The following is a 12,224-nucleotide window of genomic DNA, read 5'->3' as shown; positions in this document are numbered from 1 at the left end:
GGTAGAGGCCCCCTCCTTCGGGAGGGGGCCTCGTGCGTTCTCCCCGCCGCGCCGCGCCCGCGTCACTCCCGCCGGCTCGCCGCGCTCCCCAGGTTCAGCAGCAGGTAGACCAGCAGCGAGGAGGCGAGGCCGACCGCCCAGCCGTAGTCGGCCAGCGGCTTGAGGAGCGGGATCACGCCGTCCGCGGGGAACGGCCCCTGCTTCACACCGCCGCTGACGGTCGAGTAGGACCCGCCCACCGCCAGGACGCCGCCGACCAGGAAGGCGGCGACAGCGCGCAGGTTCCAGCCGCCGGTGTACCAGTAGCGGCCGCCCTCCCGGTACAGCTCGTGCAGGTGCAGCCGGGTGCGGCGCAGCACCCAGTAGTCGGCGACCAGGATGCCCGCGACGGTGCCGAGCAGTCCGCCGACGACACCCAGCCAGGTGAAGATGTAGACGTGCGGGTTGGCGATCAGCTTCCACGGCAGGACGGCGATCCCGACCACGCCCGTGATCAGCGCGCCGGTGCGGAAGTTCACGTACTTCGGCAGCAGGTTGGACAGGTCGTAGGCGGGCGAGACGACGTTGGCGGCGATGTTCACCGACAGCGTCGCGACCATGACGATCAGCAGCGCGAACAACGCGCCGACAACGTTGCTCATCCGCGCGCTCAGCGCGATCGGGTCCCAGACGGGCGCTCCGTAGACCGCCTGGGAGCCGGAGGTGACCAGCACCGACAGGACGGCGAACAGCGTCATCGTGGTCGGCAGGCCCAGCGTCTGGCCCCAGAGCTGCGCCTTCTGACTGCCTCCGAAGCGCGTGAAGTCGGGGATGTTCAGCGACAGGGTGGACCAGAAGCCGATCATGCCCATCAGCGCGGGGAAGAAGACCTTCCAGAAGCCGCTCCCCCAGCCCAGCCGGGACGGCTGGTCCAGCAGCGGCCCGAGGCCCCCCGCCTTGTCGACCATGAAGCCCAGCAGGACCAGCGCGCCGACGATCACCAGCGGGGCGGCCCAGTTCTCCACCCTCCGCAGGGTCTCCATGCCGCGGGTGATCACCGCGATCTCGATCAGCCAGAACAGCAGGAACGAGAGCCACTGCGTCCACGGCGTGCCGAAGACCTGACCGGCCGACAGCCAGCCGTGTCCGACGACCTTGCCGGCGAGGAGGTAGATGCCCTCGCCACCGATCCAGGTCTGGATGCCGAACCAGCAGCAGGCCACCGCGGCCCGCACCAGGGCGGGCAGGTTGGCGCCGCGCACGCCGAACGCGGCGCGCGCGAAGACCGGGAACGGGATGCCGTACTTGGTGCCCGCGTGGCCGGTCAGCAGCATGGGAACGAGCACGATCACGTTGGCCAGGGCGATCGTGAGCACGGCCTGTCGCCAGTCCATGCCGAGCGCCACCAGCCCGGAGGCGAGAGTCCACGAGGGGATGCAGTGGGCCATCCCGACCCACAGGGCCAGGTAGTTGTAGGTCCGCCAGGTGCGCCGCTCGACGGGGACGGGGGCCAGGTCGCCGTTGCTGAACCGGGGGTCGTCGAGGACGACCCCCTCGGCCAGGGCGACCCGGCCGTCCGGGTAGGTCTGCTGGAGGGACATCGCACGCCACCTCGCTTCGCGAAGAAGGCCGGAAAGCGTCAGTAGAGCAGAGCCCGATCTCCGCGCATAGACCGCGTCAGCCCCGTTCGTGCACGCTCTCCAGGTGGGCGCCGATCCGGCCGAGGAACTCCTCCCAGCGCTCCACGAACTCCGGGTCGTGCGGGGAGAGTCCCGTCGCCATCCGGGTGACCTGGGGCAGCAGCGTCGGGTAGCTGGCGAGCCCGAAGCACATCAGCCGGAACAGCGCCGGGTCCAGCTCCGGGTCGAGCCGGCCGGCCTCCTGTCGGCGGGCGATCTCGGCGATCTGGGCCCGGATGACGGGCGTGCGCTCCGCCTCGTGCGGGATCGGCCGGTCGCCGTAGGCCAGGGCCTCGCGCTGGAGGTAGGCGAGCCAGGCCGCGTCGGCGTCCTCCTGGTGGCGGTAGTGGAAGGCGAGGAACTCCCCGAACGGCTCGGGGGCCTGGTCGGCCCGGTCCAGGCGCTCGCCGCGCACCTTGGCGAGCAGCTCGTTGAAGAGCGGGTCCCCCACCCGGCCGCCGGTGGCCAGGAACATCGACCAGGCGAAGCCGCCCGCCCATCCCGGCAGCCGCTCGATGAGCGCGTTGGCGGGCTGTCCCGGCGCCTGCGGCATCCGGTACACCAGGAACGCCGCCACCAGCAGCAGCACCGCGCTCACGGGGATCAGCTCGCCGAAGGCGGTGGCGTAGGAGACGCCGTGCGTCTGCCGGCCCACCAGCGTGAAGAAGAGCAGCCCGAAGAGCGCGACGCCGAGCACGTTGCCGGTCTGCATCGAGGTGGTGACCACCCCGGAGGCGCCGCCGGCGTCCTTGGGCGGCACGCCGGACAGGATCGTGCCGACCAGCGGGCTCATGCCCAGGCCCTGCCCGGCCCCGGTCAGCAGCATCGCCGGCGCCAGCGCCCAGACCGACAAGGTGGTGCCCGCCGTGGCGGCCGTGGCGGCGATGCCGAACAGGCCGAGGGCGGCCAGCACGTAGCCGAGCGCCAGCACGTGCCGGCCGAGCACCGGCACCAGCCGGGGCGCCAGCAGCGAGGTGCAGAAGAAGCCGACCGCACTCGGGGTGTACACCAGCGCGGACCTCATGGGCGAGAAGTCCAGGCCCGTCTGGAGGTAGACGGCGAGGATGAACAGGAAGCCCGCGTAGGACACCTGGAACAGCACCGCGATCGGCACGCCCGTGGCGAAGCCCTTGTTGCGGAACAGGTCGAGCCGCACCAGCGGCTGCCCGCCGCGCGCGGCGATCGCCCGCTCGTAGCGCAGGAAGCCCCAGCCGACGGGCAGCGCGGCCACCAGCATCAGCACCAGCCACAGCGGCCAGCCCTGGTCCCGGCCCAGCAGCAGCGGCACCGAGAGCAGCAGCAGGAGCGCCGTCACCAGCCCGACCCCGCCCAGGTCCAGCTTGGTGCGGCTCTCGTCGCGGTCGTCGGGCAGCCAGACCAGCGCGGCGAGGGCCGCGAGGATGCCGACCGGCACGTTGACCAGGAACACCGGCCGCCAGGTCCAGCCGAACAGGTCCAGCGCCAGCAGCGCGCCGCCGATCAGCTGCCCGGCGATGGCGGCGATGCCGATCACCGCGCCGAAGACACCGAGCGCCTTGCCGCGCGCCTCGCCCTGGTAGGTGGTCTGGATGATGGCCAGGACCTGCGGGTACAGCATCGCCCCGCCGACGCCCTGCAGCACCCGGGCCAGGACCAGCACGGTGATGTCCGGTGCCGCCCCGCACAGCGCCGAGGCGGCGGTGAACACCAGCAGCCCCGCCACGAACATCCGCTTGCGGCCCAGGATGTCCCCGAGCCGCCCGCCGGTGACCAGCAGCGAGGCGTAGGCGATGGTGTACGCCGACACCACCAGCTCCACCGCGCCGAACCCGGCGGAAAGGCCCGAGCGTATGGACGGGATCGCCACGTTGACGATCGCCACGTCCAGGATTGCCATGAACGTGCCGACCAGCACGATCGGCAGGACGAACCTGCCTTGTCCGGTGCGCACCACGCGCCTCCCCCTTCACGTCAAAGTCCCCATTCTCATGGGGACTTCGGCGTGGCGCACGCCATTTCACGCGCTGGGACGCAGGTACCCCGCCGTCGTCGTCACGGCCGAGGAGCCGGTCGCGCCCGAGGAGTCGCCGGTGGGCTGGGCCGGGTCGGCCGGCGCGGTGGTGACGGTCCGGCCGAGCGCGCTGCCCTTGATCCAGTCGGACCAGGCCAGGTTCCAGTCGCCGAAGCCGTTGCCGAACGGCTCCATCTGGTGGCCGAGGCTGTGGACCACCTGGACGATGTCGCCGCGGCGGAAGTTGTCGTAGAACCACTCGGCGTTGCCGGTGCTCATGCCGGTGCAGCCGTGGCTGACGTTGGAGACGCCCTGGGAGCCGACCGACCAGGGCGCGGCGTGCACGTACTCGCCGCTCCAGGTCACCCGGGTGTCCCAGTACACGTCCAGGTGGTAGGCGTTGGGGCTGTCGGCGGCGATGCCGACGGTGGAGGAGTTCATGAAGACCTCCTGCTGCTGCTCCAGCACCACCTTGATGCCGTTGCGGGTGGAGAACCCGGGCTTGCCGGTGGTGATCGGGATGGAGCGGATCTCCTGCCCGTTGCGGTAGACGGTCATGTAGTCGCTGCCCGCGTCGGTCAGGGCGAGCATCTTGTCGCCGATCCTGAACCCGATCGTGGCCGGGGCACCGCCGTAGAGGCCGTCCTGGACCTTGGCACCGCCGAGGTCGAAGGAGGCCTGGACGGTGGTGTGCGCCGGCCAGTAGTCCTTGGGCCGGAAGTGCAGCGTCGAGTCGTCGACCCAGTACCACGCGCCGGTGACCTGTGGCGTGGAGCGGACCGTCAGCGCGCGCTCGACGACCTGCCGGGCGGCCGGGTCGTGCACGGGGTGGCTCAGCGCCACCGTGATCGGCTCGCCGACGCCGTAGACGGCCTTGTCTCCGGGCGTCATGGTCGCGGTGAGGGTCGCGGACGCCGTGAGGGTGGTGAAGCCCTTCTGGACCCCGCCACGGCCGTTCCCGGCCCCGTCCGCCGCCTGGACCTTGACGGTGTAGTGGGTACCGGCCGCCAGCGGCCCGGTGGAGCGCCAGGAGGCGCCGTCCGCGGCGAGCTTTCCCGCGACCTGGCGTCCGGCGTCGGAGACGACGGTGACGTCCGTCAGGTGCCCGCCGTGCTGCGCGGTGATGACGACCGGCAGCGCCGGGTCGACGTTGGTGGCACCCGCGGGGGTGATCTGTACCAGGGCGCTCGCGTCGACCTGCTGCTCGGGCGCGACGCCGCCGCCGCTGCAGGCCGTGAGTGGCGCGGCGGCGAGGACCGCGCCCGCGACCAGAATCCTTGCCGACTTCATCTGCAGCCTCTCCCGTGACGGAACCCGACGCTCCGTCACATCGTAGGAAAGCTGCCCATCGGGCACGCGCTGCGTCACCCACGCGAGTGACGCGGGCAAGCCGAAGGGCCGAGCCCGGCGCCTTTCGGCGCGGGCTCGGCCCCTTTCGTGCTGTGCGACTGCTACCGGCTCACTGGGTCTGGTTCTCGCCCCGGTAGTACTCGAACGTCCAGCCGAAGAGACCCATGAGGATCACCGGCATGGCGAACATCATCAGCCACCAGCCGAAGATGACGCCGAGGAACGCGAGGGTGCCACCGAGGCCCAGGGCCAGCGGCTGCCAGCTGTGCGGGCTGAAGAAGCCCTGCACGCCCGCGTCGTCCGAGACCTCGGCCTGCGGGTTGTCACCGGCGCCCGTGTCCACGCGCTTGGCGGTGAACAGCAGGTAGAAGGCGATGAACGAGCCCAGCGCGAAGGCCAGGAACAGGCAGGTGGTGCCCGTCGGGTCCTTGGACCAGACGCCGTACCAGATGGCCATCGCCAGGACGAAGACCGCGAAGCCGGCGAAGATCTTGCCTTGCTCCTTCATCGGTCACCCGCCTCCTTCTTCTCCAGTGCGGCCTGCAGGTGGGCCGGCACCTCGCCGTGGTTCTCCAGGTAGTCGCGCGCCGCGATCTCCGGGTGGTGCAGGTCGAACGCCGGGGATTCGCTACGGATGCGCGGCAGGGTGAGGAAGTTGTGCCGCGGCGGCGGGCAGGAGGTCGCCCACTCCAGCGAGCGGCCGTAGCCCCACGGGTCGTCGACGTCGACCTTCTTGCCGTACTTGGCGGTCTTCCAGACGTTGTAGAGGAACGGCAGGATCGACGCGCCCAGGATGAAGGAGCCGATGGTCGAGATCAGGTTCAGCGTGGTGAAGCCGTCGGAGGGCAGGTACGTCGCGTAGCGACGCGGCATGCCCTCGGCGCCCAGCCAGTGCTGCACCAGGAACGTGGTGTGGAAGCCGACGAAGAGCAGCCAGAAGGTGATCTTGCCGAGCTTCTCGTCCAGCATCTTGCCGGTCATCTTGGGCCACCAGAAGTGGAAGCCCGCGAACATCGCGAAGACGACGGTGCCGAAGACCACGTAGTGGAAGTGGGCCACGACGAAGTACGAGTCCGAGACGTGGAAGTCGATCGGCGGGGAGGCGAGCAGAACACCCGTCAGGCCACCGAAGACGAAGGTGACCAGGAAGCCGACGGTCCACAGCATCGGGGTCTCGAAGCTGAGCGAGCCCCGCCACATGGTGCCGATCCAGTTGAAGAACTTGACGCCGGTCGGAACGGCGATCAGGAACGTCATGAAGGAGAAGAACGGCAGCAGGACCGCGCCGGTGACGTACATGTGGTGGGCCCACACCGTCACGGACAGGCCGGCGATCGCGATGGTGGCCGCGATCAGCGAGGAGTAACCGAACATCGGCTTGCGCGAGAAGACCGGCACGACCTCGGAGATGATCCCGAAGAACGGCAGCGCGATGATGTACACCTCGGGGTGACCGAAGAACCAGAACAGGTGCTGCCACAGGATGGCGCCACCGTTGGCCGGGTCGAAGACGTGCGCACCGAACTTGCGGTCGGCCTCCAGCGCCAGCAGCGCGGCGGCGAGGACCGGGAACGCGAGCAGGACCAGGACGGCCGTCAGCAGGACGTTCCACACGAAGATCGGCATCCGGAACATGGTCATGCCCGGGGCACGCATGCACAGGATCGTGGTGATGAAGTTCACCGAGCCGAGGATGGTGCCGAAGCCCGAGAGCGCCAGACCCATGATCCACATGTCGCCGCCGACGCCGGGGCTGTGGATCGCGTCCGAGAGCGGCGCGTAGGCGAACCAGCCGAAGTCGGCCGCGCCGTTCGGGGTGAGGAAGCCGCCGACGGCGATCAGCGAGCCGAACAGGTACAGCCAGTAGGCGAACATGTTCAGACGCGGGAAGGCCACGTCGGGGGCACCGATCTGGAGCGGCATGATCCAGTTCGTGAAGCCGGCGAAGAGCGGCGTCGCGAACATCAGCAGCATGATCGTGCCGTGCATCGTGAACGCCTGGTTGAACTGCTCGTTCGTCAGGACGCCCGCGTTGGGCTGCGCCAGCTGGGCACGCATGGTCAGCGCCAGGATGCCGCCGACGAGGAAGAAGGCGAACGACGTGACCAGGTAGAGGCTACCGATGGTCTTGTGGTCGGTCGTCGTCATCCACTTGATGATCGACGTACCAGCCTTCGTCTCCTTGGCCGGCCGGGCCGCGGCGGTACCCCCGCTGAGCCCATGGGGTTCATTGAGGATGGTCATTTCTGGAGGTTCCCCGCTCCCGTGGTAACGATGCCGGACGGAACGTTGCCGCCCTGGCCCTTGGCGCGAAGCTCGTCCAGGTGGGCCGCGTAGTCCGCCGGAGAGACCACCTTGACGTTGAAGAGCATCTGCGAGTGGTCGACACCGCACAGCTCGGTGCACTTCCCGCGGAAGGTGCCGAGCTCGGTCGGGGTGACCTCGAAGTGGTTCACCACGCCCGGGACGACGTCCATCTTCATCAGGAAGTCCACCGGCCAGAAGCCGTGGATCACGTCACGCGAGGTCAGGTCGAACTCGGTGGTCACACCGAGCGGCAGCCAGAGCGTCGGCGGCTGGCCCGGGGTGCCGACGTCGTAGGCGCCGGGGCCGCTGGTGTCGACCTTGGTCTGGTTGTGCGGGTCGACCTGGTAGTCGTAGTTGAACGCCCAGCTCCACTGGAAACCGACCACGTTGATGTGGTTGGTCGCGTCGCTCGTCTTGAGCAGGTAGTTCTCGTCACGCGCCGTGTAGAAGAAGAAGACCGACACCATGATCAGCGGGACCACGGTGAACAGTGCCTCGAGCGGCATGTTGTAACGGAACTGCGGCGGCACCTCGACCTTGGTGCGGGTGCGCCGGTAGAAGAAGACCGCCCACAGGATCAGTCCCCAGACGAGCGCCCCGACCGCCAGTGCGGCGATCCAGGAGCCCTGCCACAGGAAGAGGACCGTGCGGCCCTGGACGTCCCGGGGGGTGGGCAGGCCGAGGCGCGGCAGGTCGGAGGACTGGCAGCCTGTGGCGGTGGCAAGGACGAGGCCCAGCGTGAGCGCTGAAAGCAGCTTCCGCCGCATCGAGCGCCGCGGCGAGCGGTCGGAGCCGTTGGGACTCACTTAGCGCCTTCCCGAAGTCTCGCCCGCTCACCAGCCGACCGAAGAGCCGGAGAGCTCTCCGGGATTTCCAGTGGCATGGTCACGGGCAGGGTTTGGATGTTTATGCGGCCCAAACCCTACTCCAGCCCGATCGACGGTTCGCGGGCAGGTCCCACTAACGCGCCGATCATCACCCCACGCTGCGCCCGTTCGGGCGATTTCGCAGGTCAGAAGGGGTACACGCGGGGAACTCAGGGCCCGCGCGACACGCCGGTCCGCCACGGTGGGGGGCGCCTCCTGACGCCGCATGAGGACGTCATACGATCTGGGGGTGGACGGCCGGCATCGGTGCCGGCTGACATGCTGCCATCTCCGCGCTCGTTACGGTGGGGTGTGCCGAATTTCGACGTCGCGTCCACCGCACCGCTGCACCCCCTGGCCAGGCAGGCCCTGCTGGCCGCGCTCGACGAGGGCTGGGCGGACCCGGCCCGCCTCTACCGCGACGCGCGACAGGCGCGCCTGCTGCTGGACTCGGCCCGCGAATCCCTCGCGACGGACCTCGGCGTCCGCGCCGACGAGCTCACCTTCACCGCCTCGGGTACGCAGGCGAACCATCTGGCCGTCCTCGGACTGCTCGCCGGAAATCACCGGAAAGGGCGTCATCTCGTCCACAGCGCTGTCGAACACTCCTCGGTGCTCCACGCAGCCGAGCGATTCCAGGCCGACGGCGGCTCGGTGACGGTCGTCCCCGTCGACTCCTTCGGCCGCGTCGCACTCGACGCCTTCGAGGACGCCCTCCACTGCCCCGGCCGCTCCCCCGGCGTGGCACTGGCGTGCCTCCAGGCGGCCAACCACGAGGTCGGCACGGTCCAGCCGGTGGCGCGCGCGGCCGAGCTGGCCGCCGAGGCAGGCGTGCCGCTGTTCGTGGACGCCGCCCAGTCGGTCGGCTGGGGCCGCGTCGAGGGACCCTGGTCCGCACTGGCCGCGTCCGCGCACAAGTGGGGCGGCCCGGCGGGGGTCGGCGTCCTCGCCGTCCGCAAGGGTGTCCGCTACCGCTCGCCGCTCCCGGCGGACGAGCGGGAGGGCGGCCGCGTCCCCGGCTACGTCAACGTCCCCGCGATCGTCGCCGCGGCGGTAGCGCTCCGCGCCTCCCGGCAGGAGGCGGCCGAGACCGCGGCGCGGCTGCGCCCGCTGGTCCGGCTCCTCCACGAGCGCGTGCCCGCGCTGATCCCGGACGTCTCGGTCCTCGGCGATCCGGCCCTGGACGACCCACTGCGGCGCCTGCCGCACCTGCTGACCTTCTCCTGCCTGTACGTGGACGGAGAGTCCGTGCTGGGCGCGCTGGACCGCGCGGGCTTCGCGGTCTCCTCCGGCTCCTCCTGCACCTCCAGCACGCTGACGCCGAGCCACGTGCTGGCCGCGATGGGGGCGTTGACGGAGGGCAACATCCGCGTGTCGCTCGGGCGCGAGGCCACGCGCGAGCAGGTGGAGGAGTTCCTGCGGGTGCTCCCGTCGGCTGTCGCCGAGGTGCGCGCACAGCTGACGCCCACCGCGCCACGCAGCAGTGCGCAGGGCGCGATCGTGGTGGACGTCCTCGGGAGCTTCTGCCCGGTGCCGGTCATCGAGCTGGCGAAGGCCTTCGAGGGCGTCCCGGTGGGTGGCCTGGTCGCCGTCCTGTCCGACGACGAGGTGGCAGCCGTCGACGTGCCGGCCTGGTGCCACATGCAGCACCAGTCGTACGAGGGAACGGCCCCCGCGAGTGACTACCTCCCGGGGGCGCACGGCCTGGCCTACCTGGTACGGCGGGAGGTCTAGCCACCGGCGCGGGGCTCTACCGATCTGCGGCTCTACTGATCTGCGGCTCCTCCCCCAGCCTTCGGCCTGGAGGTGCCCCCTGCGGGACGCGACCATCCCCCAGCCTTCGGCCGGGGGGACCCCCTCCCACGGCCTTGGGATCCCGAGCGAGCGGGGCCATCCGCCCGGAGTGGGTTGCTCGCGCCCACGCAGGGGGCACCTCCGGGGCACCTCCCGGCCGAAGGCTGGACGGGAAGCCGCACAACGGCAGAGCCCCGCGCCCCTCCATGGCTACGCCATGTGCGCGCGGACCTCGGTCGCGGCGTCCTCGCCGTAGGCCGCGGCGAAGCGGTCGAGGAAGTGACCGTGGCGCAGCTCGTACTCCTGGGTGCCGAGCGTCTCGATGACCAGGGTCGCCAGCATCGCGCCCACCTGGGCCGCCCGCTCCAGCGAGACGCCCCACGTCAGGCCCGCCACGAAGCCGGCCCGGAACGCGTCGCCGACGCCCGTCGGGTCGACCTTCGCCGTCTCGGCGGCGCAGGACACGAAGATGGTCGGCTCGCCCTTGCGGTCGATGCGCGCGCCCTTCGCGCCCAGCGTGGTGATCCGGACGCCGACCCGGTCGAGGACGTCCTCCTCCGACCAGCCGGTCTTCGACTCGATCAGGGCCTTCTCGTACTCGTTCGAGAACAGGTAGGCCGCTCCGTCCACCAGCGTGCGGATCGACTCGCCGTCCAGGCGGGCCAGCTGCTGGGAGGGGTCCGCCGCGAAGGCGTAGCCGCGGCTGCGGCACTCCTCGGTGTGGCGGACCATCGCCTCGGGGTCGTCGGCCCCGATCAGCACCAGGTCCAGACCGCCCACCCGGTCGGCGACCGGCTGCAGCTCGATGCCGCGGGCCTCGCTCATCGCGCCGGTGTAGAAGGACGCGATCTGGTTGTGGTCCAGGTCCGTGGTGCAGACGAAACGCGCGGTGTGGCGGGTCTCGGAGATGTGCACGGAGGCGGTGTCGACACCGTGACGGTCCAGCCAGGAGCGGTACTCGGCGAAGTCCGCGCCGGCCGCGCCCACGAGCACCGGGTGCAGGCCCAGCACGCCCATGCCGAAGCAGATGTTCGGCGCCACTCCGCCGCGTCGCACGTCGAGGGTGTCGACGAGGAAGGAGAGCGAGACCGTGTGGAGCTGGTCGGCGACGAACTGCTCGGCGAAGCGGCCGGGGAAGGTCATCAGGTGGTCGGTGGCGATGGAGCCGGTGACAGCGATACGCACGGCGGCGTGCTCCTCGGGAGGACGGGGGCGGACGACGATCTACCGTACCGGCCGCCGCGGTCGGCCGACACGCCCCCGCGTTACCGCGAGGTAGGGCTGGCCGGGTACCTCCCGGGGTTCTACTGTCGACGGTGTGACCGCCATGTGACGCGGCTCACGAGGAGGCCCGGAGATGATGCCCGACCGCAACCCCGTCCACATTCCCGCGTACCTGCGCGGCGACGCGGACGTCGACACACTGGCGGGGCTGGTGGAGCGGGGGCGCAGACTCGGCCGGTTCTGGCCGCAGCTCGCGGTCGAGCCGCGCGAGCACACCGAGCCGCTGCGGCACCGCCCGTCGTTCCGGATCGGGGCGGACGAGGCCCGCCTGTTCGGCGACATCTCCCTCTGATCGGAGCGAGGGGAACCGGTTCGGCCCGCTCCACGTCCCATGCACGCACAGCAAGGGACAGACCAGGAGGCCGTACCGTGCACAACCGTCGTCGTTCCCGCTTCCGCGCCCTCGGCGCGCTGGCCGTGCTGGCGGTCGGCGCCGCCGGGCTGTCGGCGTGCTCCTCCGGCGCGGGCGCGTCCACTGTCACGCCCCCGAGCGCGTCCGCCGGCGCGCCGAGCGCCGTGGTGAGCCCCTCCCCCAGCGGCTCGATCATCCCGGGCGGCCCGATCCAGCGCCCCTCACCGGGCTCGTCGGCGCCCGCGGCCCACGGCATCCCCGTCTCCGGCTACAGCACCAACGGGACGGTCCTGACCGTGTACTACTTCGCCGGCGTCTGCGACAAGTACGGCGTGAAGGCGGACCAGTCGCAGCCGGGCGAGGTGCGGGTCACCGTGGTGGTCACCCAGCACGCGCCGATCGGCCAGATGTGCCCGCAGGTGATCTCGAGCCAGCACGCCAGTGTGGACCTCGGCCGGCCGCTGGACGGCCGCAAGGTGATCGACACCGCCACCGGCCAGCCGGTTCCGCAGTCCACCGGCGGCCCCTACTCCGGCATGGAGTCCCACGGCCCGGTCGGCAACCAGAACTGAGCCCGGCCGGAGAACGACAACGCCCCGGCCATCGGCCGGGGCGTTGTCCGC

General features: G+C 70.8%; 10 protein-coding genes. 3 read left to right on the top strand and 7 right to left on the bottom strand.

The window, feature by feature from the left end; translation table 11 throughout:
* Positions 1 to 62 precede the first annotated feature (62 nt).
* From ABH931_RS27025 to ABH931_RS27000, 6 genes are all read right to left on the bottom strand, one after another.
* Positions 63 to 1,580 carry an NCS1 family nucleobase:cation symporter-1 gene (locus ABH931_RS27025; protein WP_370118415.1) on the bottom strand — a complete coding sequence of 506 codons (1,518 nt, stop codon included), beginning with the start codon at positions 1,578 to 1,580 and terminating at the stop codon, positions 63 to 65.
* Positions 1,581 to 1,656: 76 nt separating this feature from the next.
* Positions 1,657 to 3,588 (bottom strand): MFS transporter, encoded by a 1,932-nt coding sequence (locus tag ABH931_RS27020; protein ID WP_370118412.1) that lies wholly within the window; start codon positions 3,586 to 3,588, stop codon positions 1,657 to 1,659.
* Positions 3,589 to 3,654: 66 nt separating this feature from the next.
* On the bottom strand, positions 3,655 to 4,938 hold the full coding sequence (locus ABH931_RS27015) for an Ig-like domain-containing protein (protein WP_370118409.1): 1,284 nt from the start codon (positions 4,936 to 4,938) through the stop codon (positions 3,655 to 3,657).
* Positions 4,939 to 5,107: 169 nt separating this feature from the next.
* Entirely contained in the window at positions 5,108 to 5,506 is a 399-nt protein-coding gene (locus ABH931_RS27010; RefSeq protein ID WP_370118406.1) for a cytochrome c oxidase subunit 4, read from the bottom strand.
* A complete protein-coding gene (gene ctaD, locus ABH931_RS27005) occupies positions 5,503 to 7,242 on the bottom strand; it encodes a cytochrome c oxidase subunit I (protein WP_370118403.1) in 1,740 nt (579 codons plus the stop codon). The genes ABH931_RS27010 and ctaD overlap by 4 nt, the downstream gene beginning before the upstream one ends.
* Positions 7,239 to 8,111, bottom strand: coding sequence for a cytochrome c oxidase subunit II (locus tag ABH931_RS27000; RefSeq protein WP_370118400.1), 873 nt, complete (start codon positions 8,109 to 8,111; stop codon positions 7,239 to 7,241). The genes ctaD and ABH931_RS27000 overlap by 4 nt, the downstream gene beginning before the upstream one ends.
* Before the next feature lie 372 nt (positions 8,112 to 8,483).
* On the opposite strand from ABH931_RS27000, the gene ABH931_RS26995 reads away from it, so the two are divergent.
* Entirely contained in the window at positions 8,484 to 9,905 is a 1,422-nt protein-coding gene (locus tag ABH931_RS26995; protein ID WP_370118397.1) for a cysteine desulfurase/sulfurtransferase TusA family protein, read from the top strand.
* Positions 9,906 to 10,175: 270 nt separating this feature from the next.
* Here the strand turns inward: ABH931_RS26995 and ABH931_RS26990 are convergent, their stop codons facing one another.
* A complete protein-coding gene (locus ABH931_RS26990) occupies positions 10,176 to 11,150 on the bottom strand; it encodes a carbohydrate kinase family protein (protein WP_370118394.1) in 975 nt (324 codons plus the stop codon).
* Between the two features lie 172 nt (positions 11,151 to 11,322).
* On the opposite strand from ABH931_RS26990, the gene ABH931_RS26985 reads away from it, so the two are divergent.
* Both ABH931_RS26985 and ABH931_RS26980 read left to right on the top strand, forming a co-directional pair.
* Entirely contained in the window at positions 11,323 to 11,541 is a 219-nt protein-coding gene (locus ABH931_RS26985; RefSeq protein WP_370118391.1) for a hypothetical protein, read from the top strand.
* Positions 11,542 to 11,618: 77 nt separating this feature from the next.
* Positions 11,619 to 12,173, top strand: a complete 555-nt coding sequence (locus ABH931_RS26980) for a hypothetical protein (protein ID WP_370118388.1) — start codon at positions 11,619 to 11,621, stop codon at positions 12,171 to 12,173.
* The last annotated feature ends 51 nt before the right edge of the window (positions 12,174 to 12,224 follow it).

Origin of the sequence: Streptacidiphilus sp. MAP12-33, assembly GCF_041261265.1 — a bacterium.
Lineage (GTDB): Bacteria > Actinomycetota > Actinomycetes > Streptomycetales > Streptomycetaceae > Streptacidiphilus.
The sequence above is the reverse complement of the archived record's forward strand: the minus strand, read 5'-3'. Positions and strand labels throughout refer to the sequence as shown.

Coding starts and splice junctions, on each gene's coding strand:
- ABH931_RS27025 (WP_370118415.1), bottom strand. CDS start 1,580: ATGTCCCTCCAGCAGACCTACCCGGACGGCCGGGTCGCCCTGGCCGAG.
- ABH931_RS27015 (WP_370118409.1), bottom strand. CDS start 4,938: ATGAAGTCGGCAAGGATTCTGGTCGCGGGCGCGGTCCTCGCCGCCGCG.
- ABH931_RS27010 (WP_370118406.1), bottom strand. CDS start 5,506: ATGAAGGAGCAAGGCAAGATCTTCGCCGGCTTCGCGGTCTTCGTCCTG.
- ctaD (WP_370118403.1), bottom strand. CDS start 7,242: ATGACCATCCTCAATGAACCCCATGGGCTCAGCGGGGGTACCGCCGCG.
- ABH931_RS26985 (WP_370118391.1), top strand. CDS start 11,323: ATGATGCCCGACCGCAACCCCGTCCACATTCCCGCGTACCTGCGCGGC.